Below are 23,395 nucleotides of genomic sequence, written 5' to 3'. Positions count from 1 at the left end.
AAGCGGTTCCTCCAATAAAGCATCTTTTATGCTATAATTCCCATAACGATGTTAGCCTAAGGAGCGTTGGTGGAAGTGAATCAAATGAGGGGAGCCAACAACAGGCGGGTTAAAAGCCTTAATCGCAGCACTGTGCTTCAATATATCCGCAAGCAGGGACAAGCGTCTAAAGCCGACATCGCGGCGCAAACGCATCTGAGTTTTACAGCGGTTAAGAATATCATTGATGAGCTGCTCTCTTATTCGTTTATCTGCGAAGTAGGCTACGATGAATCAACAGGCGGCAGGAAGCCTCTCTTATATAAGCTCAAGGAAGACCGATTCTACTCGGTAGGTCTTCATCTCAGTGTCGCCCGCATTCATGTCGTCGTTCTGAATCTATCAGGCGGCGTTCATGCTCATTACGAGACGGAAACGAATCCGGATACGCTTCAAACCAACACCATCGTCGAACAGTTGATCAGCTGCATCGAAGAAGCAATCGTGAAGTCGAACGTAGATCGCACTCGAATACTCGGTATTGGCATGGCGATTCCCGGACCGCTTGATTCCTTCGGAGGTGTCGTACTGTCGCCGCCAAACATGAAGGGTCTGGCGGGTCTGCCGCTTAATCAGCTGATTACGGACCATTTTGGAATCGAGAGCTTTATCGAAAAGGATGCGAACCTGATCGCGCTAGGCGAATATTGGCATGGGGCCGCTCAGGGAAAGCAAAATGTATTCTATCTCGATGCTGACGTTGGGATCGGAAGCGGATTGATTATTGGCGGTAAGCTGCACTATGGATCGCCTTATGGTGCAGGTGAAGTAGGTCACGGAACGATCAACATTGATGGCCCTCGATGCAATTGCGGAAATTATGGATGTCTTGAAGCGGTGGCGTCGGGTCTTGCTCTTGAGCGGCGAGCAGGCGAGGAGATTCGCAGAGGTGCAGAGACATCGTATCGAGAACGATACCTTGCAGACGAGAAGTCCGTTTCGATTGCTGGAATATTGGATGCAGCGCGTGACGGAGATCCATTGTCGCAGCAGCTGCTAACGGAATCGGCACGTTATGTCGGCATTGCGGTTGGCAATGTCATTCATCTGCTTATGCCGGAGATCATTATTATCGGAGGAGCGCTTACGCATGCGTACCCTCCATATTTTGAGCAAACGAAGGAAATTGCGATGAGCCGGATTTTCGCTTCCTTTGCCGACCATATTCATATGTACAAAGCCGAATTAGGTGTGTTAGGCGGGGCAATCGGTGCGGGGACGCTGGTGCTGGAGCAGTTTTTTCAAAAAGATGTAAGCGAATGGATAGACATGAAGCCGCTGCTACGTTGAGGGCGGCTTTTATAATGCCGACTTCTTAAATTCATATTCATAAGGTGGAGAAAACCCATTGACGCATTAGTAGATCAGTTGTAAAATCTATCCTATAATCACTACTTCTTAATATTATATTAATAAGTTTTCGCCGCGAAAGGAATCGATTGCTTATGAATCCGCATCTGAATGTGCTTCAAAGCAAATACCCGGAGCTTGCAGGATGCCTCGCGGATATCCAGCGCAGCTTCGAGCTGATTGAAGCCTGCTACCGGCAGGGCGGGCAAGTATTGGTAGCGGGCAACGGAGGCAGTGCTGCCGACAGCGAGCATATCGTCGGGGAATTGATGAAAGGATTCATGCTGCCGCGTCCGGTTCCGCAGTCTTTTCGAGAATCGGTAACAGAGCTGTTCCCGGCAGAAGGGGACGCACTTTGCAATAGCTTGCAAGGCGCGCTTCCCGCAATCTCGCTAGTCAGCCACAGCGCACTTATGACGGCATTCGCTAACGATGTAGCCTCTGATATGGTCTTCGCCCAGCAGGTGTACGGATATGGCCGGGCAGGGGATGTATTCCTCGGGATCAGCACATCGGGCAATTCTCGCAACATTATCCAAGCGATTCAAGTAGCCAAGGCGAAAGGGATGATCTGCGTCGGATTAACCGGAAGCTCAGGAGGATTAATGAAAGCGCTTAACGATTGCACGATCGTTGTCCCGCATGCCGTAACGCCGGACATCCAGGAGCGCCATCTGCCCATCTATCACACGCTGTGCATCATGCTGGAGGAGGCGTTCTTCGGATGAGTATAGTGACCTATGCCGGGCTTGATATCGGGGGCACGAAATGCGCGGTTACGCTGGGGCATGCAGCAGGGGCGGCAGGTGAGCAAATCGAATTGGTAGATAAGGTAGCTTTTCCGACCGAATCGACTCCCGAAGCCACACTAGACAAGCTATCAGCACAACTGGAGCTGCTCCTTAATCGGCATCCGGCGGAGAGAGAACGGCTCAAGGCAATCGGCATTAGCTGCGGCGGTCCACTGGACAGCCGCAATGGGCTGATTCTAGCGCCGCCGAATCTACCGAACTGGGATCGCGTCGATGTCATCACGCCTATTAAACGACACTTCGGCGTCCCGGTCGGCTTGCAGAACGATGCCAATGCATGCGCGCTGGCCGAATGGCAGTGGGGAGCGGGGCAAGGGACGCGGAACATGATCTTCCTCACGTTCGGCACCGGCATGGGAGCCGGACTCATTCTGGATGGCCGCCTGTATACCGGAACGAACGATAATGCAGGCGAGGTTGGGCATATAAGACTTGCGGAAGAAGGGCCGGTTGGGTACAACAAGGCAGGGTCCTTCGAAGGATTTTGCAGTGGAGGCGGGATTGCAAGACTTGCGCAGTCTAAGGTAGTTGAGCGGCTTGAAGCAGGCGCTGCGCTGCCATCCTATAACCAGCCACAGCAACAGGTTACGACGAAAGCTGTCGCGGAAGCTGCAAGGCAAGGGGACTCGCAGGCTTTGCAGATTTTCGCAGAAGTTGGACGTATGCTTGGGCGGGGCATCGCTGTGCTGATCGATATAATCAATCCGCAGCGCATCGTCATTGGCAGTATTTATACCAGGCAGCAAGAATTGCTTGATCCCTATATGTTTGAAGAGCTGCGCCGTGAAGCGCTTAGCGGTTCCGCAGCCGTTTGTGAAATCGTTCCTGCCGGACTTGGAGAGAATGTCGGCGATTATGCCGCGTTATCCGTTGCCCGGAATCTAATGGAGAAGAGGGATTGAATCGATGAATAACAGCATTCAGCTGCATATGATCGGCAATGCACATCTGGACCCGGTTTGGCTGTGGCAGTGGCAGGAAGGTTATGCGGAGATTAAGGCGACGTTTCGTTCCGCACTTGATCGGATGATTGAGTTTCCGGACTTTATATTTACTTGTGCAGGGGCTGCTTACTACGAGTGGATTGAGCAAAATGCGCCGGAGATGTTTGCAGAAATTCGCGCCAGAGTGAGCGAAGGGCGCTGGGTTATCGTAGGGGGCTGGTGGATACAGCCGGATTGCAATCTGCCTTCGGGGGAATCGTTCGTTCGGCATGGTTTGTACAGCCAGCGGTATTATCAAGAGAAATTCGGCGTGATGGCGAAGGTCGGCTACAATGTCGATTCCTTCGGTCATCACAATATGCTTCCGCAAATCCTGAAGAAGACCGGCATGGACAGTTATGTCTATATGCGTCCGGAAGAACAAGAGAAGAGCATGGAGCGCAATGTGTTCTGGTGGAAGAGCCAAGATGGCAGCCAAGTGCTGGCTTTCCGTAATCCAATCAGCTATAGCAACTATTCCCCTATCAAACATGCCGACCCTGTCTATGGCAAATCACTGGAGGTCATGGAGCTGGCCGAGCAGCATGAGCACAATTTCATGGGCTTCTATGGCGTGGGCAATCACGGCGGCGGTCCGACCATCGCTAACATCCAGTCCATTCACCGACTGCAGTCGGATCTAGGCAGCGAACGTTTCCGGTTTAGCTCTCCGAATGCTTATTTTGAAGAAATGATGAACAGCGGCGTGCAGTTCCCGGTATTCGAGGACGATCTGCAGCATCATGCGAGCGGCTGCTACTCCACCCATTCCGAGTCCAAGGCGTTGAACCGCAAAGCGGAGCACCGATTGATCACGGCAGAGAAGTTCGGTACACTCGCACACTTGCTTGCTGGCTACGATTACGCCGCACAGGACATCCAGCGGGGCTGGAAGAATGTCATGTTCAATCAGTTCCACGACATTATGGGCGGCTGCTCCGTCCAGGAGGCTTTTACAGATGCGAGGGAAGCCTATGGGGAATCGCTGAATATCGCGGCCGTGACGCTGAATGCGGCGCTGCAGCGAATCTCGTGGTCGATTGATACGATGAAGGACGAGATCCAGTCGCTCAGCAAAGATATGGACTGGGTGCTCTGGGAGCAGAAGGATGCAGGCGTTCCGGTCGTCGTGTTTAATCCGTTGTCTTGGGAAGTGGATGCGCTGATCCAAGTGAACAAGAAAGTGACGAGCGTCACGGATGATCAAGGCGAAGTCATCCAGCATCAGATCGTCCGTGGCTCGCGGACCAATGGCAGTGATGACAAGTTCGATACAGCGTTCATGGCGCGTGTTCCGGCACTGGGTTACCGAGTGTATTGGATCTATAAGGAGAAAATGCTCGGAGAGGCCGCTTCGCCAGAGCATAAGTTGATCGCAGAACCGGCAGCGCTTGAGAACGATTGGTACCGCGTTGAGTTTGAACCGCATACCGGTCATATCCGCAGATTATATGACAAGAAGAATGCGATAGAAGTATTAAGCGGCAACGGCGCTGTGCCGATTGTTATTGACGAGCATCATTGCGATACTTGGGCGCATGGCGTATTCGAGTTTCGGGACGAGGTTGCGAGATTCGGCGATGCCCAGGTGAAGCTGCTGGAAGCGGGGCCGCTCCGCGCTGTCATGCGAGTAACGAATCGCAGCGGTCAATCGGAGCTGCGGCAGGACTTTATCCTCTACCGCAACAAGCCGGGGATTGAAGTAAGAGCGAAGCTGGATTGGCGGGAGAAGCATAAGATGCTTAAGCTTTCTTTCCCTGTACGCGTCAGCCAGCCTAAGGCGACATACGAAATCCCGTATGGTTATATCGAGCGTCCGGTGAACGGCGAGGAAGAACCGGGCCAGCAGTGGCTTGATGTAAGCGGATCTCTCGATGTTCCCGGTCTCAAGCAATATGGTCTCACACTGTTGAACGATTCAAAGTACAGCTCGGATGTGAAAGACAACGACCTGCGGATGACGGTCGTTCGCAGCCCGATCTACGCGGACCACTATGGCGAACGAGACGAATACTGCGAATTTATGGATCAAGGGCTGCAGCAATTCCGCTATATGCTCCTTCCACACGAGGGTGGTTGGCAGCAAGCGCAGGTGACCAAGCGGGCGCTCGAGCTGAATGTCCCGCCTATTCATATCGTGGAAACGTACCATAAAGGCTCGCTGCCTCAGTCGTCAGAGGGAATCCGAGTGTCCGCAGATAATCTGATCGTTACGGCATTTAAACCCGCAGAGGATGGCGACGGTTATGTGCTGCGTTGTTATGAAGCGTGCGGGCATGGCGGCGAAGCCGTGATCGAGGTGCCGGCGCTGAAGCGAACGTGGACGCTGCGTTACGGTCAATGCGAGATTAAGACATTCCGCATTCCTGCTGACCCGGATCAAGACGTGTCCGAGGTGAATCTGATCGAGTTTCCCTATTAGCATGAAGCGGGCAGCAGCGCTCTAATCTGCCGTAAACAGTCTGTTCCCGAGTGGCAGGGACGGACTGTTTGTGCTGTGCACCGCGAAATCTATCACGATTTTAGTAGAAGGAAATCTAAAAACTAATGATAGAAAGGCCCTGCTCCATCTATAATTTAAGTAATTAAGGTGAGAAGGTGTTTTAGGATGCAGAAGATGCGGACAAAGGTGCTGCTATTTCCTTACCATTGGATAACAAAGTCGCTCTATCGGAAGATATGGTTCTGCTTCTTCATCACCATCTCAATTACCGTCTCGGCGCTGGGGCTCGATTATTATATCCAAACCTCCTCGGACATCAAGCAGCGTGCGGTCGGCAACATGGAACAGATCAGCAATCAATCAGCCGCCACACTGGAATCCTATATGCTGAACGTAAAGAACTTCGCGTGGGATTATTTTGGCAATAAGGATTTCCAGCAGTTTGTCAGCAAAATGGGGGCCGATCCGGATGCGTACTCGCACTACTCTGCGAAATTCAGCCAGTTTCTGACCGATAACCCGGTGGTGGACTATATTATGGTCAGCCAATTGGACGGTTATATGCTCTCTAGCGGCAGAATGAATGAAAGCAACGAGCTGGACTTTGATTTCGAGCCGATCGAGAAGGCCGCTGTCGCCAAGGACGGGAAAGGGATTTGGGTCCCGACGCATACAATCGACGCGGCGACGAATCAACAAGTTAACACCCTGATGTTCGCGCAAGCGGTCAAAATCATCAATTTCAATATCGACACTCCTATCGTCGGTGTCATCTATATCCGGCTCTCGCCGGAATATCTGAAGAAGTGGCTCGGCGATATTGCCAGCGACGAACAGGGCAACTATATGCTGGTCGACTCGGCTAGCGGGCAAGTTATGCTCTCGGATCATGAACGGACGGACGCGCAGCTGCAAGGCCTAAACGGGCTGTTTCGGTTCAGCTATGGCATATCTTCCAGATACATGTTCGGCGATGACCGCGGCGTGGAGACGTTGTTCGTTTCCAACGAGCTGAACAATACATCCTGGGCACTCATTGGGAAAGTCCCGCTGAAGGTACTTTTGGAACAGTTGAATACGTTTGCTCTCCGCACGCTTGTAATTGGGATGATCTGTCTGCTTGGCGCTATGGTGATCGCGAGTCTCCTCGCCAGTCGTATCATTACGCCGCTTAAGCTGTTGAAGAATGGAATCATTTCCATTGAACAAGGCAATTACGAGGTTTCTGTGCCCGTTACCTCTAAGGACGAAATCGGCTATTTTATCCGACATTTCAATCAGATGGCGAAGGAGATCAACTCGCTCATCGTGAAAGTATACGAGACGGAGCTGGTGAAGAAGGATGCGGAGATCAAATCGCTGCAATCCCAAATCAATCCGCATTTTCTGTACAACACGCTTGGGATGATCGACAGTCTGGCCTCGCTTCACGAGGATGACCGCATCAGTCTGATCAGTTCCTCCCTTGCCAAAATGTTCCGGTACAACATCAGCGGCGGCCATATGTCCACGCTGCAAACCGAAATTCGGCAGCTCGAAATCTACCTGTCGATTCAGCAAATTCGTTTCGGAGCGAGGCTTCGTTATTCCATCGAGATTGAGGAAGGGCTTCATGCCACGCTGACGCCGAAACTGCTCTTGCAGCCGCTGGTCGAGAACAGCTTCATTCACGGAATAGACCATCTGACACAAGGCGGGGAAATTCGTATTCGAGCTTACAGTCTCTCCGATTCGGACGCGGCTATTACGATTTGGAATAACGGCCCTGCGATTGAAAAGCAGAAACTATTGTTGCTGCAAGGGAAGCTGGAGCAATGCCAGCAGCTTAACTATTCGGATCATACGGCTTCATCCATCGGCCTGTTCAATGTGCTTTACCGCATCAAGCTAGTCTTCGGCAGCAGCTATGGGTTAACCGTTCAAAGCAGCCAAGATCAGGGGACGACGGTAACGGTTCTGATCAAAAAAACGCGAGTAGAGGAGCCTTCCTATGAAATTGCTAGTCGTAGATGACGAACAGCTGATGAGGCAGGGCATTATGAAGAAGATCCAGATGTCCGGCCTGCCGATCACATCGATCTCCGAAGCGGGAGACGGCGAGGAAGCTTTGCGAGTGTTGCACGAGTTGAGGCCTGATATCGTAATTACGGATATTCGCATGCCGCTTATGGATGGGCTCACTTTCTTGAAGGAAGCGGCGCAGGCAATGCCCGAGCTGCAGTTCATCGTGATTAGCGGTTACGGAGAGTTCGATTACGCCCGCAAAGCCATTCAATTCGGGGTGACCGATTACCTGCTTAAGCCAGTCGACAAGGAAGAGTTGAAGGAGAGCTTGATGCGGGTCTTAGACAAAATCCGGCAGCGCCTGGAGCAATCCGAAGCAGGCGAGCAGATTAAGCATTTGCAAAGCAGCGCGGAAGAGTCGATTCGGGAGCGGATGCTTAGCAAGCTCATCCAATACGGACCCGGAGGCGTGCCCCAAGCGGAGAGAGACGAGCAGCTGCTCGCGCTGCGCCGGAACTGCAGCTATTTTGTCGCGGTTGTTTTCGTGCTTAAGGCGGTCAAGCTGCCGCATCTGTCCTTTCGGCAGGGGGACGAGAAGCTGCTTTCGTTCGCTGTTCAGAATATGATCTCTACCGTTCTCGAATCCACAGAGCGCAAAGGCGTGTTATTCCGACATGCGATGCTGGAAAATGAGCTTGTTTATGTGCTCGGCGGCCATTCGCCGGTTGAAACGGATACGCTCCACCTTGAGCTTAAAGAAATTCTCGGCGGCATTCAGCGCCTTCTGAAGCTGGAAGCAACCATCGGATGCGGCGGTGCCGTCAATCAGATGGAAGTCATACAGCAGTCCTACCAGCAAGCGAAGCAAGCGCTTCGCAATTGCATTCTTCACGGCAATGGCCGTATTTACATGATCGATGCCGGCGAACAGGTGAAAGCGGGCTTGCATTCCGTGATCTCCAGAGAAGACGAGGCCTTGCTGCTGCGCTTCCTGAGCGAGTGCAACGTCTCCGCGCTGACAGGCTGGATTGATGAACGTGTCGGGCTGATTGCTACAGGCAAGCAGGTGTACTTCGCTCATCTGGAAAGCTTCTGCGTCGAATTCCATCTCCTGCTGCGCAAATATTTGCTCACCCAAACGAGTATCCCCGAGTGGATTATCGGCGAGTTGGATGATCTGCTGACGTGGCTGCACGGCCTTACACAGTGGCAGGACATTCTAGGACATTTAAGCGAAATGGTCCACAATATCGTCGGCCACTTGTATAAACTGCGTCATTCCTCGGAATACAGCGTCATCGACGAGGTGAAGCTCTTTATCGACAGCTCGCTGCATGAGCCGATTAACCTACAAACCATTGCAGACCGATTCTACTTCCATCCCAGTTATTTCTCCCGCCGATTCAAAGAACGATTCGGTGAAAGCTTCGTAAACTATCTGACCGCAGCCAGACTGCGCAAATCCGAACAGTTTCTGCGAGATTCCAATTTAAAAATCCAAGAGATAGCCGAACTTGTCGGCTTTAAGGATGCCGCTTATTTCAGCAGCGTCTTCCGCAAGTCTACCGGCATGACACCGGTACAATTCCGTGCAGCGGTATCATCAAAATTTTAATAGTGCATAAGTTCGTTATTTCCATTAACGTGTTCAGCCGATCCAGCTATGATTAACCTGTAAACGGCGGCGGTGGCGACTGTGACCATGCTGTTTATGCTCAGGAGGTAAGGAATGAGAGAGCACAAGATTCCTAACGGGACGGCCGCTGGATTGCTGGTAGCCGCCTTATGCTCAGTACTGCTTAGCGCGTGCAATTCCAATAATAATCTATCAGGTTCGGCTGCAGGTGCAGGTGAGGATAACAACGGGGCTGTGGCAGCCGAGAATAGCGGAGCTGCTGTAAATGCTTCACTGGATGAGACGGAGCCAATCATAGAGATAACCGCTTGGGATCAACCGGCACCTGACGATCCCGGCAAGCCATTCATTGAAAGCCGGTTTAAGAGGTTCGAAGAGCTTCATCCTAACATTAAGGTTAAGCATGTTGAAGCATTCCAGACGAATGTACGCGAGAAATTTATGACAGCGGTTGCAGGCGGAGAAGGACCTGATGTGATGGAGCAGCCGTTTCCGGACATGCAGCTCTATATGCAGAAGGGGATTGCCGCAGACATCACGGACTTGATGAATAACTCGACCGATAAGGACCGTTTCATTGACGGCGCGTTTGATCTGGCAACGAAGGACAGCCGAATTTACGGCATTCCAAGCTTCATGTATTCATCCGGATTACTTTATAACAAGTCGATGTTCAAGAAAGCAGGGATCGACAGTCCGCCGAGGACGTGGGATGAATTTACTGAAGCAGCCAAGAAAGTGCAGCAGCATAATCCGGATACAATCGGCTTCGATATTCTGGGCATGGACTGGGCGGATTGGCATTTTGAATATTACGTTTGGCAAGCAGGCGGTGACTTGACGGAGCTTCTACCTAACGGGACCGTTAAGCTGAATTTCAGCTCGGAAGCGGCTGTGAAGGCGCTCCAATATTATAAAGATTTGAAATGGACCCATAAAGTAACGCAGAAGAATGTCGTGCAAGATTACAACGAGAATTTGCGAGACTTCTATACCGGCCGATCAGCGATGATTCTGGGCAGCTCCGACAGCTTCGGCAACTTCTTGAAGCAAGGGATGAAAGCAGAGGATATTGGGTTCACGCCTTTCCCGATCGGACCATCAGGCAGAGCGCCTTCGCAAGTGGGAGGGAACTTCTGGATGCTGAATCCCAAATCGACGCCGGAGCAGCAGAAAGCCGCATTCGAATATGCGATGTTCTTCCTGTCGAAGGAGCATATGGAGGCATGGGCGCAATTCTGCTTGGACAACGGCTTTGCGATTAATCCGCTGTCGATTGTCAAAGACTTCGATGTAACGAAGTGGGTGAAGGATTTACCTCCGGATTATGTAGCGGCTGTCCAAGCAACGGCGAAGGATAAGCATCTGGAATACTATCTGAAAAGCAGCCTGAGCAGCTACCTCGTGAAGCCGATTCAGACGATTCTGCTTGATCCAAGCGCCGACCCGGCCACGGAGCTCAAGGCGGCCGAAGCACTTGCCCAGAAGGAAGTGATCGATAAGTATAACAGTGACATTATGGCAGGCGGCAAATAGTTGATCGGATCCGGTCTAAGCAATTTATTACTGCACCGCGCCTCATAGCGATTCGGTAGTCAAGCGCGGTGCAGCAAGTAGGTGGTGAGGAAATGGTGAATAAATGGAAGATCCCGTGGACACCGATTTTGTTCCTGCTTCCTTCTGTCGTTGTATTCTTTATATTCAAATATTACTTGCTGTTCAAAGCGGTCTATATCAGTCTCTTTAACTACGATATTATGACCCCGCCGGGCAAATTTGTCGGGCTTGGCAATTACTTCGAATTTCTCAGCAGCCATACGTTCTGGGTTGCGATGAAGAACACGTTCATATTCTTCGGTTTGTCGGTGCTGCTCGTATTCTGGGTTCCGATTGTGCAGGCGCTCATTCTCAGTCATATGAAGCGGTTGAGCGGACTCTTTCTTGTGCTCTATCAAATTCCGAATGTACTGCCGCTTGTTGCAGGCGCGTTGCTGTGGAAGTGGATGTACAATCCCGATCGTGGACTGTTCAACTATTTGCTGGGTAAGCTCGGGCTTGGCCCGTACGGTTTTCTGAATGACCTTCGCATGACCAAGCTTGCGATTGTGCTGCCCGGCTTCTTCGCCAGCGGCGGTATCGGCGTGCTGCTTTACTATGCAGCCATCAAATCCATTTCATCCGAGCTCTTCGAAGCAGCGAAAATTGACGGCTGCGGGCCCTGGCGGCGCATGATGCTGATGATTTTGCCGAACATTTCGTTCGTCATCATCATTCAGTTCGTCGGGTTTATGTCAGGTGTTCTGCTGTCGTTTGATACGATATTCGTTATGACGCAAGGCGGACCGGCAGATGCCTCGCTTGTTGTGGCGCTCATGATTCAGAAGACGGCTTTCGAACAATCGAGATTCGGGGTTTCGGCAGCGCTCTCCTTCTTCATGTTCCTCTTGATCGCCGTACTGACCGTGATTCAATTCCGCTTGCAAAGAGAGGACGACTGACCGCAGATGAGACCTAACCGTATTGTGGAAAAAGGCGAACGTAAGCTGAACGTCGCTTCCTATCTGGTTACGATCGTGTTCGTCGCGCTGGGACTTCTTCCGCTCGTTTGGCTGCTCGTAACGGCTATCATGGATAACGAATCGATTGAATCGACGACACCGAAGTTTCTTCCGAGAATTCCGCATACGATCGAGCTGACACTGGATTACTCCGGCTTGGGGAACCAGGAGCAGACGTTCTACGAGAAGGATGCGATGAAAGCGATCTGGTATCCGTGGCGAGCCTTCATGCGGGATAATATCGGGGAGATTACCGTCACCGGCATTAAGGATGGGCTCGAGCTGTATAGGGCGAAGACAACCGCAGCGGAGTTCTATGTGGGGCAGCCTTTTATCGTGTCCACCGATCGTTTCTCCGACAAAATCATGAATACGAAGCTGGGCCAAATCCGCGAGCGCCGCTTATCGGATTTCACGTGGTACGGGATATCGGAAGGTGATGCTTATGGAGGGAAGCCCTATCTATCAGATGAAGCGCTGAGTAAACAGCTGCGAGTCTACTTCGACGAAAGTGGATTGCTGGATGGTAAAGTGGTGGAACTGGAGCAGTCTCGTAACTGGCTGCGTTTGTTTGACAGCTTCCGAAGCTTGAATCTGCTTGCGGTGGAATCGGCGGGAAGCCTAGGATTCTATCATTTCTTCATGAACAGCCTCGTTATCTGTCTGGTAGTTATCGCGTGGCAGCTCTTCTTCGGGGCGTTGTCCAGCTATGCGCTCTCACAGCTCATTCCGAATCGAAGAATTCGATTCATCGTCCTGATGTATTTCCTCGCAACGATCATGATCCCTAGCGTATCCGTGCTCATTCCGCAATATTTGCTCATGCAGAAGCTCGGCCTCGTGGACAATATTTGGGCCATTATTCTACCGCATTTTGCATGGGGGTTCGTGATCTTTCTGTTCAAGGGGTTCTTCGATCAGCTGCCCAAAGAGCTGCTTCAAGCAGCACGCGTAGATGGCGCTTCGGAGCTTCGGACATTCCTGCGTATCGTCGTCCCGATGTCCGTTCCGGTCTTTACGATCGTGGCTGTGCTGACCTTTATTCCGGTATGGAATGATTTCCTCTGGCCTTACGTGGTATCAAGGTCGCCGCATAATTGGACATTCACGGTGGCGATGAACGATATGCAGAGCGGGCAGAACCCAAGGCCCAACTGGATCAGCGCGAGCGGTGTCATCTCGATTCTTCCGCTGCTGCTCGTATTTATGATTACGCAAGGTGCGCTGGAGAAGGGGATGTTGTTTACCGGCGGAGTGAAGGGTTGAGTCAGGTCGCTAGAAATGTTGCTTAGATGACAACATTGTTGAAGCACAAAAAATGGTGGCACGGGGATAGTCCCTGTTGCCACCGTTTCTATTTACACGGTCTGCATCGCAGCATGACTGCCTGCAGTATAACCGGTCGAGAAAGCTGCCGTGATATTGTAGCCGCCGGTATAGCCATGGATATCCAGGATCTCGCCGCAGAAGTAGAGTCCTTCCTTGCATTTGGACTGCATCGTCTTCGGATCGATTTCTTTGAGGTTGACGCCGCCGCCAGTAACGAAAGCTTCCTCAATCGATAAGGTTCCATTCACGTAAATCGGGAATGCCTTCATCAGCTGGCTGAGCTCGCGCCACTCTTGTTTTGGAATATTATCGTAGGTGACATAGGGGTCAAGTGTTGTTCGTCCGAGCACAATCGGTAGAATCCGTTCAGGCACAAAGCCTTTGAGCACATTGATGACGGCTTTCTTGGATTCCGATTTGGCCGCACTCAACGATTGATTATAGAGATCCTCTACACTCGAGTCCGGGAAAAAGTCAATCGTCAGCTGAACAGGAGCTTTGGTCTTCACCCGCTGCTTGACGACGAATTGACTGCAGCGCAGTACGATCGGACCGGAGATACCAAAGTGCGTAAACAACATGTCGCCTCGATGCGTGATGATCGATTTGCCTTTCTCATTATGAACGCTGAGCGCGACATCTCTTAACGCAAGTCCCTGAATCTCTCGTTTTACGATGAAATCTTCCTTCGACGTCAGCGGTACCTCGGTCGGGAATAGCGGCGTAATGGTGTGGCCGGCAGCTTCAGCCCAAGCGTAGCCATCTCCGGTCGAGCCTGTGTGGGGCACCGATTTGCCGCCGACAGCGACGATTACGGCGTTGCCGTCAATTCGTTTGCCGCCGGCAAGCTTAACGCCAAGCACTTTATCTTCATCATACAGCACACTCGCAACCGGCGAGTTGACCAGCAAGTCCACATCGTAGCGTTTCACTTGGCCAACCAAGGCATCGACTACCGTCTTCGCTTTGTCCGAAACGGGGAACATGCGGCCGTTATCTTCCTCCTTGAGCGCGATGCCCAGTCCCTCGAAGAACTCGATGATCTGTTTATTGGAGAAGTTACTCAGCGCACTGTGCAGGAATCTGCCGTTGCCGGGAATGTTTTTGATCAGCTCATCGGTATCTTTATTGTTCGTTACATTGCAGCGTCCGCCGCCGGAGATGCCGAGCTTGCGCCCTAGCTTGTCCCCTTTGTCGAGCAGCAGGATTCTGGCTCCGAGCTTGCCGGCTGCCACAGCAGCCATCAGACCGGCAGAGCCTGCACCGACGATGATAATATCATAGGGTTTCATTTCTACTATTCCGCCTTTATATAGTGGAATCTTATCCACGAGTTTCACTAATTATTTACTGAATAAAACTGCAATTTACCGTTAATTATCATACTACCCCGAATATCCGGCGTCTACTCATTGGTCAGTTTTAAAACTACCATTTTGAAACGTTGTAAATTTCCAAGACCTATGTTTTAATCGGATTAACAGATTATTTCTATTACATATACTGGGTTTCTAGGTGCTAGTAGGAAGGTGGGACTAGTCTTTGTGTGGAAGCTAATACTCCTGCAAATTATCGTAGCTTTGATGCCAGTATTCGCCTTTCAAGTTTGGTACGATTATTCGAAACCGCGCAAAAATATTCCCATCATTCTCATCCTCATTTGTGGAGCCTGCGTCCTTCTGGGGCTGGAGGTTTGTGTTGAGATCAAAGAGTTCTACTTGGATTACCATTATGCACCGCTCCTAATCGGTTCGTTATACGGCGGTATAGGCGTATTGATCCCATTGGCAACGATATTCATCGTATCGGAATTATATATGATGGATGGACTATCGGTCTGGATCGACGCTATTGGAATGCTGCTGCTGCTTTTCCCCATTATTTATAAGTATCATAAAGGTTTCCTGAACTTCTCCAGGCCACGTAAGCTTAAGATCGTGATGGCTTCGACTGCTGTCATTCTATTAATTCGCGCAAGCGCCTTCATTTATTATGAGCGGACCGAACAACCAGACCTGAACTCTACTGACCTCCTCTACTTGATTGGCCACGAGCTGCTCTATTTCTTGGTTATGTGGATGATGCTGACCTTTGCTGAGAATTTCATCCGCAGGCAAATGACGGCATACGAGCTCAACGGCATTTCCAACAACTATCGCATCGAGGTCCAGAAGCTGCAGCAATTTATTGATGAAACGCCGCTCGGCGTCATCTTCGTGGATCAACAGGGGACCATTACCCATATCAACGAAATGGCGATTCACCTGCTGCGTGATAAAGTAGGCGGCAAGCTACGCCACGAGCTGGTTGGCCAGCCGTTTACGATTATGTACGATCATATCGAGAAGGATGTCCTTGGCAGGCTGCTCTATCAGGCGCTCAATGGGCATCGACTTACGACGGAATATGTGCAGGAACAGGGCAAAATGTACGTCAATTCCGGCATCTGCGTGCGCGATATGCAAAATAATGAGATCATCGGAGCGGCTCTCATCGCCCATGATATCACCGAGCTTAGTCGCCTCCGTGATGAGATCGGTCGGATGGAACGATTAAGTTTGGTCGGCCAAATGGCGGCAAGCATTACTCATGAAATCCGTAACCCGATGGCCGTTATTCGCGGCTTCGTACAATTAATGCGGGAGCGCAGCCCGGAGCATCAGCAGGAATATTTTCGCATTGTGATGGACGAGCTTGATCGAGCGAATAGTATTATTAACGATTTCCTCTCCCTGGCTCAGAATCGGATTATTGAGAAAGAAAGCTGCTCGCTGCATGATATTCTTAATGAGATCATGCCGCTGCTTTGGGCAGATGCCAATTTGCGCGGACAGTCGATTGAGCTTCGTTTGGCGGAGCGGATTCCATCCTTAATGTTGAATGAGAAAGAGATGAAGCAGCTGATCTTGAACCTTGCCCGGAACGGCATGGAGGCCATGGATCAGCATGGCGTGCTGACGATCCAGACGGAATCGCACATCGATTATGTGGAGCTTCGAGTAAACGATAACGGCAGCGGTATTCCCAAAGAGAAGCTGGAGCGTCTGTTCGAACCATTCTTCACGACTAAATCCCGCGGTACCGGCCTTGGCTTACCGCTATGTTTGAGCATTATCGAGCGTCACGGCGGCGGTATACAAGTGGATTCCCAAGAGGGAGTCGGTACGACGTTCATTGTCAAGATCGACAGATCCCGTAATCATAATGAAGCCGCCGCTGCACTGAGCAGCTACTAAGGAGAAGAGAACATGTCTGAAGCGATCGAACTCGGCCCTTTACGATTGGATGCGATGCTGCTTGCGGGTCTTCTATCAGCGGCAGTTGGACTGGCCATGTTCAAGATATGGCTCTCGCGATCATCTCTTCAAAGGGAGACCCATTGGCTGGACATCGCATTGAATGCTGTTATTTGTACGATTATAGGCTGGAAGCTGGCGTTCCTTGTTCGAGATCCGGAACTGCTGTGGGAACGGCCAAGTGCGTTGCTGCTTGTTCGCGGCAGTGCCACCGATACGGCTTTCGGTTTTCTTCTCGCTTGTGCCTATGTTGCTTACGCAGGCAGGAAACGTAAAATTCCGCTTAAGAAGCTGCTGGATGTGTGGCCTTATGCGATAATACCAGGTTGCATCGTGTGGACGTTGTTAACGGACTTTCCCTATGCCATCCCTTATGCACTGCTCCTTGCTTGCGTATACGGAATCTTATTTCGGACCGGTGCTTCGAGTCGGATCGGCAGCGGGGAATCCGCCTCCCTTAGTCTTCTTGGCACTGGCATAGGTGGATTGTTCGTTAGTCTGTTTGCGGCATATCCTCCCGGAACATTACCTGCATTGACCTTTGGATTGACGATGCTGCAATGGCTTTTTATCGTGTTGTCGTTTATCGGTATTTTCATGCCTCGGAAGGTATTGATTAACGGATAAGCTGCTTGCCCCTCGCGCATACTAGCGGTGGAAGGGGGTGCCAGCATTGGGAAATAAACAACAGCAGCACAATGCCGGGGCTCAAGAAGCCGCAGCAAGCAATAAGCAGCGCAGCAGCGGTAAAGCACCGGAATCGGAAGGCTATGACAAGAAATTAGACGGCCCTAATCGCCCTGCGGACTAAGGGGGAATTAGAATGAGCAAGAAGAAACAAAAGAGGCCTATCTCGCAAGTCGATCTGTCTTCATTCCCGCCAGCGGCCGGTAAAGACGACTCGTCATTGGATCCGTTCGAGATTAATTTTCTACCGGAATTTCAATCGGGCCGAGGGCCGCATGATCCTTTCGTCAACGAATACGGCGTAGTGATCGGCGATCATCACTATGAGTCGCCTGAGTCTCCGCTCAGCCAGTGGACGGAAGAAACGGACCCTGAAGTCATGGCAGGCAACCAATGGGTGCATCCGTATAAGGATATCGGTTTCCTAACCAGCGAGAACCTGGATTATTTCGAACAAAAGATTCCTCCGCGTGGGGGGATTTATATGCATCCGGACATAAATGTCGTCTCAGCCATTGCAGAGGATGTTGCGGATTCGGATCGGTCAAAAGAGAAATAACAGCAATCGGGCGCGGTCCCGGTTGCTTTTTCTTTGCTTTCAAATAGAGCGGGGCGTATAATAGAAAGAAAATTGTACTTTTAAGGAGCGATTATACATGTCGATGTCTTTTGAAAAATACATGGTAGATATGGTGCAGCCAATGCGCGATGATTTAACTCGAATCGGAATTGAGGAGCTTCGTACACCTGACGACGTTGCTGCTAAATTGACGGATTCCAAAGGAACTGCGCTTGTTGTTGTTAACTCCGTTTGCGGCTGTGCTGCAGGTCAATGCCGTCCAGGCGTAGCACAAGCGTTGCAGCATGATATCACGCCGGATCACCTGTATACGGTATTTGCCGGTCAAGATAAAGAAGCTACTGCCAAAGCGCGTGAATTCTTCGCGCCGTACCCGCCGTCTTCTCCATCCATCGCCCTGATGAAAGACGGAGAACTCGTTCATTTCATTGAACGTCATCAAATCGAGAACCGTTCGGCTGCTGATATTGCTGCAGATTTGACATCTGCTTTCGAGCGCTTCTGCCGTTAAGCGGTGTAAGGGGACATGGGGATGAGCTTGCAGGACGAAATCATTAAGCAGTTGGGCGTTAAGCCTGAAATCGATCCAGAGCAGGAAATTCGCCGTCGCGTTGATTTTCTCAAGGAATACGTGCGCAAGTCCGGCACGACGGGGCTGCTCATTGCGATCAGCGGCGGGATCGATAGTGCGGTAGCAACAGGTCTCTGCAAGAAAGCGACAGACGAATTGTCCGCGGAGACAGGCAAAGAATATATGACTCTCGGCGTGTTCCAGCCTTACGGCGATCAGGTTGATATTGCAGACAGCTACGCGGTTGCGGAAGCATTCAATCTGAAATATCGCGTGGAGACCAACATTCAAGAGGCCGTCGATGAGATTGCCATTGAAGTGGAGCACAGCATGAAGTCGATCGGCATCTCGCGCCACATCAGCCGCGGGGGCAAAGGCAACGTGAAAGCCCGTACCCGCATGGTGGCTCAATATGCACTCGCATTCGAGCTTAATCTGCTCGTTGTCGGGACAGACCATGCATCCGAAGCGGTCACCGGCTTCTACACCAAGTGGGGCGACGGCGCGGTCGATATTACGCCGCTCACGTCCTTGAACAAACGGCAGGTTCGCCAGCTGGCAGCTGCACTCGGCGTACCGGGCGCAGTCGTCACCAAAGCGCCGACAGCCGGCCTCTGGGATGGCCAAACCGACGAGAACGAGCTTGGCATCACCTACGATGACAACAGCTCCTACCTCGAAGGCAAACAAATCGACGACGCGATTCGCGAGAAACTCGAGAAGCAATTCATCAAAACCGCTCACAAGCGTGACCCGATTCCGGGTATCTAGAGCTGTTTAAACCCGCCCCGCCGGCATATTGCCGGCAGGGCGGGTTTTTTAGTTTCGGTGCAAGTGCAACTCCTTCTAATCAATTCGCCATGAAACTACGCAGGACAAGTGGTATGATAAGGAAAGTAACGCAAAGCATCATGGATATGCAGCACCGCAGGTCAAAGTTGTGTGAGTTCAAATGAACCTCATGGGGAGGAAGCTCAACGAATGAATGCAGCAGTGTGGAAACATCGCAATCCATTAATACATACGCGCAGGGCACTGTCGGAGGGACAGCTGACGGTTGGTTTTATCGGCGGGTCAATCACAGATGCGCGCACACGGCACAATTGGCCGGAGCCCGTCATTGCATGGCTGGTCGAACAATACCCGAGTGTGAGAGTCGTGGTTGAAAATGCAGCGATCGGAGCAACCGGCAGCGAGCTAGCCGTATTCCGTGCCAAACGAGATCTAATTGATCGCGGCTGCCAGCTCGTGTTTATCGATTATGCCGTGAATGATTATGGCGATCCGTCGGATCAAAGAAGGCGAACAAGAGAAGGGTTACTCCGAAAGCTGCTTGCTGATGGAGACCGCGATATCGTGCTCGCGCATACGTTTATGCAGAATATGTATGCGGTGATGAGCGAAGGCGGTGTGCCGGATTCGATCGCCGAGTTGGAAGAGCTGGCCGATCACTACGGGATCGGTTCGGTGTGGATGGGGATGTATGCGCTTGAAGAAGTGCGCAAAGGCCGAATGCGCTGGGAAGAGTGGCTGCCGGACGGCTTACATCCCACTCATAGAGGCAGTTTAAGCTATGGGCATAGCATCATCACTTTTCTAGAGAAAGAGCTGCTGGGTGAGGCGATCAACGCCAAATCAGCTGTGCCCGCTTCCGAGTCCCTCCCTGCACCGCTGCATCCGCAGCACTGGGGAGCCGCAGAGCTGCTGCCGCTCGCACAAGTACAAACCGAGGGCCCATGGGTCATCCGCCGCTGGCCGTTCTATGAATGGATCGACCAAGTGCTGGAGACCGCAGCAGTGGGCGCGAAGCTGTCCTTCACGTTCGAAGGTCGGGGACTGTCGTTAGGGTTTGATTTTGGCAAAATGTCCTCCGAATTTCGTTATCGGATTGACGGTGGAGACTGGGTGACCATGTCGCGCGAGCGCCCGGATTGGTGCGGGGATGACGGCTGGTATCGAGCCTGCTTCCTAGGAGATGATCTGCCGCAAGGCATTCACAAATTGGAGTTGGAAGTCACGCATGGCGACGGTCCGGAATGCAAAGGGACGAACTTCAGGTTGGCACATATCGGCGTCATCCGCTAGCGTGCGTAAATGTATATCGGAGATGAACATGAACAGATCGATTCCATTATGCAGTTTGATCATTATCGTACTGCTCTGCGCAAGCTTGTCATCATGCAGCAAACAGCCACAGCAACCGGCCGAGCTAACCGTATCGGCAGCCTCGAGCTTGAAGGATGCACTCACCGAACTGAAAACGTCTTATGAAGAGCAGCATCAACATGTGCGAATCACGTATAATTTTGGTGCATCGGGCACGCTGCAGCAGCAGATCGAACAGGGAGCACCGGTGGACCTGTATATTTCTGCGGGCCAGAAGCAGATGGATGCCCTCCAGAACAAGGGTTTGGTGGGTGTGAGTCCGATTTTGCTGCGTAATGAGCTGGTTCTGATCGTGCCCAAGAAGCCCAATGATACAACAGTAGCCGCACCTTCTGAGCTAACGGGATTAACCGATGCCGCGTATAAGACAATTGCGATTGGCGTACCAGAGAGCGTTCCGGTCGGAAGCTACACGAAGCAGTCGCTGACAGAAGCGGACATCTGGGACGCAATCGAGCCGAAGTTGGTATACGCAAAGGATGTAAGGCAGGTGCTGTCCTACGTAGAGACCGGCAACGCAGACGCTGGTTTCGTCTATTTGACGGATGCCATGACATCAGCCAAAGTTACGATTGCGCTAACGGTAGCCTCTGAAACGCATAAGCCAATCGTGTACCCGGCAACGGTAGTGAAGGGAACGAAACATCAAGAGCAAGCGTTGGAGCTGCTAGGTTTCCTGCAAAGCGAAGAAGCTGGAAAAGTATGGAAGAAGTACGGATTTATTTTGCCCTAGTGTAGTGAAAGGCTTACCAATCATATACTCCACATTCACAAGTAAGGCGGTTGACAGCAGTGATTATCGGTATTGGGCATGACATCTCATCGCTCGAGCGAATGGGCAAAATAATACAAGGCGATAGCGGCGCAAAGTTTATGCGCCGAATTCTGACCGAGCGCGAACTGGAGCTTGCCGATGCGGTAGGCGGGAAACGGCTGGTCGAGTTTGCAGCTGGCCGGTTCGCGGTGAAGGAAGCGGTGTCTAAGGCATTTGGCTGCGGGATTGGAAACAAGCTTTCTTGGCATGATATCGAAGTGGATCGTCATGAAAGCGGGAAGCCGGTTTGCCGACTGACAGACGGTGCCTGGGACCGGCTTGGCTTGATGCAAGCGAAGACGAGCATCCATGTCACGATTACGCATGATCAGTCATTGGCCTCGGCTTTTGTGATCGTGGAGCAGCTGGATTGAAAACGGATGCATAACATCGTCACCTAAAGCCCATAATTGGAATATACCAATAGGAAGTATGCAGGGTAGAGGGACGGTGGTAGGATGACGGCTCACTCTGAACGAAACGATAAGCGCTATTACAAGAGCGGAGAGCTTGTTCCGGCAGACGGCGTGTACGGAGATGCTTGGGGCAGTTTGCTGCCGCTGCTTGCGGGAGATCTGTTTCCGACTCATCCGAAGATGGGCGCATCCAAATGGTCCTTTGAAAGTACGTTGACTTCCGGTTTGCCTCAATTGCGTATCGGTAAGCGAAACAATCGCAATAAAAGATAAAAGATCCTTGCCGCAGCAACGTCATGCTCAAGCATTACGCCGCTGCGGGAAGGGTCTTTTTATTATTTCTTGGCACTTAACCAACTCGCCAGCTCCTGGACTTCGTCTGGTGTAAGCTTGCCTGAGAAGGCAGGCATACCGCCGCCGCCTTTATTAATTTGAGCGGTGATTTGCTCCTTCGTCATCCTTTTGCCAACATGCTGAAGGTTCGTTGTAGGTCCCATCCGGCCCTGCAGCTCCGATCCATGGCACGAAATGCAATTGGATTTATATACCTTGGGCACGTTTGAGGCTGTCGTCGAAGTCGGTGAAGACGAGCCGCACCCTGTCAACAGAATGACCATAAGCAAAGCAAGCATCGGGAAAAAGCGTGATATATCAATGTTTTGGCTGGTAGAAGTGCGCATAGGTGAGCGTAATCCTCCTTCTGTTGAGGGCAAATAAGTGAGACTTTGGTAGGAGATTCTCGGATTGCACCGTCCGTTCGGAGGTGTTCATTAGGCCGAAGAGTGCGTTATAATAGGAAAATGCGTGACACTCGCAAAAATCTGAAAAGTGGGAGACGCAGGTGAAAAGAAAATGAAACATACCTACAAGACGATCATACAGAATTATTTTCACCGATTTCAAGCGGACGTAACCATAGCAGCATTCTCTGCGCCTAAGAACGGACAGGCCATGGAGCAAGTTTCAGAATTTTATAGACTCTGGTTTATTATAGAGGGTGAAGGCGAGCTGATGCAAAGCGGCCGCTTGTACCATACCAAACCCGGACAGTTGCTGCTTATGCCACCCGGCAAGCAATCGTTTAATACGGGATCAGCGCCGAATGCGGTCTACTGGTGTAATTTTCGAGCATCCATCGGGGATATGGAAATGTTCGATCTGCTTAAGCTTCCGCTTATTGTGGAGCCGAAGGAGCAGGTTCACCTGCGGACATTGTTTGAACGGTTGATCGACGTCTACAGATCTTCGATGATTACAAGGGAGCTGCGCATTCGGGCGGCTTTGTTTGATATTATGGCTATTTATTTGGAATATGGCGGCATTAGCGAAGAGTCGCTTCAACAGGTCGAACCGCTTGAGAAAATCGATCGCGTACTGGATTTTATCGAGCATCATTTGTCCGAACAGATCGGCGTGGAAGATTTGGCTAGGCTCGCATATCTCCATCCGAATTATTTTATCGGCTATTTCAAAAATATCGTCGGTTACGCTCCGACACAATACGTGAACATGCGCCGAGTGGAGCGAGCTAAGCAGCTGCTGGAGAAGCCGGATTGCAATATTTCTGAGGTTGCTCAGCAGGTTGGGATGCAGAATCATTACTTATCGCGGATGTTCAAGCAATACACGGGCGTTACGCCGAGCCGCTATCGGCAAATCTATTTGAGCAAAAAACAGAACAAAACATGAAAGTCGTGTATGGCTGAGAGGA

22 protein-coding genes are annotated in these 23,395 nt (G+C 51.3%); 20 read left to right on the top strand and 2 right to left on the bottom strand.

Features of this window, described 5'->3' with window-relative positions; translation table 11 throughout:
* Positions 1-84 precede the first annotated feature (84 nt).
* The 9 genes from AC0YN4_RS17055 (at position 85) to AC0YN4_RS17015 (ending at position 13,091) form a co-directional block, all read left to right on the top strand.
* Positions 85-1,329 carry an ROK family protein gene (locus AC0YN4_RS17055; protein WP_475836477.1) on the top strand — a complete coding sequence of 415 codons (1,245 nt, stop codon included), beginning with the start codon at positions 85-87 and terminating at the stop codon, positions 1,327-1,329.
* Positions 1,330-1,484: 155 nt separating this feature from the next.
* Positions 1,485-2,117, top strand: a complete 633-nt coding sequence (locus AC0YN4_RS17050; protein WP_475782280.1) for a D-sedoheptulose-7-phosphate isomerase — start codon at positions 1,485-1,487, stop codon at positions 2,115-2,117.
* Positions 2,114-3,103 carry an ROK family protein gene (locus AC0YN4_RS17045; RefSeq protein WP_475836257.1) on the top strand — a complete coding sequence of 330 codons (990 nt, stop codon included), beginning with the start codon at positions 2,114-2,116 and terminating at the stop codon, positions 3,101-3,103. The genes AC0YN4_RS17050 and AC0YN4_RS17045 overlap by 4 nt, the downstream gene beginning before the upstream one ends.
* A gap of 4 nt (positions 3,104-3,107) precedes the next feature.
* Positions 3,108-5,606: an alpha-mannosidase gene (locus AC0YN4_RS17040; RefSeq protein ID WP_475836256.1), complete on the top strand. Its 2,499-nt coding sequence runs from the start codon at positions 3,108-3,110 to the stop codon at positions 5,604-5,606.
* A 186-nt stretch (positions 5,607-5,792) separates the two neighbouring features.
* Positions 5,793-7,640 carry a cache domain-containing sensor histidine kinase gene (locus AC0YN4_RS17035; protein ID WP_475836255.1) on the top strand — a complete coding sequence of 616 codons (1,848 nt, stop codon included), beginning with the start codon at positions 5,793-5,795 and terminating at the stop codon, positions 7,638-7,640.
* Entirely contained in the window at positions 7,618-9,246 is a 1,629-nt protein-coding gene (locus AC0YN4_RS17030) for a response regulator (protein WP_475782276.1), read from the top strand. Before AC0YN4_RS17035 ends, AC0YN4_RS17030 begins: the two co-directional genes overlap by 23 nt.
* Before the next feature lie 114 nt (positions 9,247-9,360).
* Positions 9,361-10,803, top strand: a complete 1,443-nt coding sequence (locus tag AC0YN4_RS17025; protein WP_475836254.1) for an extracellular solute-binding protein — start codon at positions 9,361-9,363, stop codon at positions 10,801-10,803.
* Positions 10,804-10,895: 92 nt separating this feature from the next.
* Positions 10,896-11,765 (top strand): carbohydrate ABC transporter permease, encoded by an 870-nt coding sequence (locus AC0YN4_RS17020; RefSeq protein WP_475836253.1) that lies wholly within the window; start codon positions 10,896-10,898, stop codon positions 11,763-11,765.
* Between the two features lie 6 nt (positions 11,766-11,771).
* Complete coding sequence (locus tag AC0YN4_RS17015; RefSeq protein ID WP_475836252.1) at positions 11,772-13,091, top strand: carbohydrate ABC transporter permease; 1,320 nt, start codon at positions 11,772-11,774, stop codon at positions 13,089-13,091.
* A gap of 92 nt (positions 13,092-13,183) precedes the next feature.
* Here the strand turns inward: AC0YN4_RS17015 and AC0YN4_RS17010 are convergent, their stop codons facing one another.
* Positions 13,184-14,476, bottom strand: a complete 1,293-nt coding sequence (locus tag AC0YN4_RS17010; RefSeq protein WP_475836476.1) for a BaiN/RdsA family NAD(P)/FAD-dependent oxidoreductase — start codon at positions 14,474-14,476, stop codon at positions 13,184-13,186.
* Positions 14,477-14,698: 222 nt separating this feature from the next.
* On the opposite strand from AC0YN4_RS17010, the gene AC0YN4_RS17005 reads away from it, so the two are divergent.
* The 10 genes from AC0YN4_RS17005 to AC0YN4_RS16960 all read left to right on the top strand — a co-directional run bounded on the left by AC0YN4_RS17005 (position 14,699) and on the right by AC0YN4_RS16960 (position 21,957).
* Entirely contained in the window at positions 14,699-16,390 is a 1,692-nt protein-coding gene (locus AC0YN4_RS17005) for a two-component system sensor histidine kinase NtrB (protein ID WP_475782272.1), read from the top strand.
* 12 nt (positions 16,391-16,402) lie between these two features.
* Positions 16,403-17,077 (top strand): hypothetical protein, encoded by a 675-nt coding sequence (locus AC0YN4_RS17000; RefSeq protein WP_475782271.1) that lies wholly within the window; start codon positions 16,403-16,405, stop codon positions 17,075-17,077.
* A 46-nt stretch (positions 17,078-17,123) separates the two neighbouring features.
* Positions 17,124-17,261 carry a hypothetical protein gene (locus AC0YN4_RS16995; RefSeq protein ID WP_177186857.1) on the top strand — a complete coding sequence of 46 codons (138 nt, stop codon included), beginning with the start codon at positions 17,124-17,126 and terminating at the stop codon, positions 17,259-17,261.
* A 12-nt stretch (positions 17,262-17,273) separates the two neighbouring features.
* Positions 17,274-17,696 (top strand): DUF3905 domain-containing protein, encoded by a 423-nt coding sequence (locus AC0YN4_RS16990; protein ID WP_475836251.1) that lies wholly within the window; start codon positions 17,274-17,276, stop codon positions 17,694-17,696.
* 97 nt (positions 17,697-17,793) lie between these two features.
* Entirely contained in the window at positions 17,794-18,228 is a 435-nt protein-coding gene (locus AC0YN4_RS16985; protein ID WP_475782269.1) for a BrxA/BrxB family bacilliredoxin, read from the top strand.
* 21 nt (positions 18,229-18,249) lie between these two features.
* Positions 18,250-19,059 (top strand): ammonia-dependent NAD(+) synthetase, encoded by an 810-nt coding sequence (gene nadE, locus AC0YN4_RS16980; protein WP_475782268.1) that lies wholly within the window; start codon positions 18,250-18,252, stop codon positions 19,057-19,059.
* Positions 19,060-19,269: 210 nt separating this feature from the next.
* Positions 19,270-20,373: an SGNH/GDSL hydrolase family protein gene (locus AC0YN4_RS16975; protein ID WP_475836250.1), complete on the top strand. Its 1,104-nt coding sequence runs from the start codon at positions 19,270-19,272 to the stop codon at positions 20,371-20,373.
* 28 nt (positions 20,374-20,401) lie between these two features.
* Positions 20,402-21,187 (top strand): molybdate ABC transporter substrate-binding protein, encoded by a 786-nt coding sequence (gene modA, locus AC0YN4_RS16970; protein WP_475836249.1) that lies wholly within the window; start codon positions 20,402-20,404, stop codon positions 21,185-21,187.
* 59 nt (positions 21,188-21,246) lie between these two features.
* Entirely contained in the window at positions 21,247-21,642 is a 396-nt protein-coding gene (acpS, locus tag AC0YN4_RS16965) for a holo-ACP synthase (protein ID WP_475782265.1), read from the top strand.
* Positions 21,643-21,726: 84 nt separating this feature from the next.
* Positions 21,727-21,957 carry a hypothetical protein gene (locus AC0YN4_RS16960; protein WP_475836248.1) on the top strand — a complete coding sequence of 77 codons (231 nt, stop codon included), beginning with the start codon at positions 21,727-21,729 and terminating at the stop codon, positions 21,955-21,957.
* Positions 21,958-22,019: 62 nt separating this feature from the next.
* On the opposite strand, the gene AC0YN4_RS16955 is transcribed toward AC0YN4_RS16960, so the two are convergent.
* The gene (locus AC0YN4_RS16955; RefSeq protein WP_475836247.1) at positions 22,020-22,316 is read right to left on the bottom strand and encodes a c-type cytochrome; all 297 of its coding nucleotides are present in this window, start codon (positions 22,314-22,316) and stop codon (positions 22,020-22,022) included.
* 220 nt (positions 22,317-22,536) lie between these two features.
* On the opposite strand from AC0YN4_RS16955, the gene AC0YN4_RS16950 reads away from it, so the two are divergent.
* Positions 22,537-23,373: an AraC family transcriptional regulator gene (locus tag AC0YN4_RS16950; RefSeq protein WP_475782262.1), complete on the top strand. Its 837-nt coding sequence runs from the start codon at positions 22,537-22,539 to the stop codon at positions 23,371-23,373.
* Positions 23,374-23,395: the final 22 nt, after the last annotated feature.

This window comes from Paenibacillus sp. J22R3, assembly GCF_056269305.1.
Note: the sequence above shows the minus strand (reverse complement) of the source record. Positions and strands in the feature narration are given on the sequence as shown.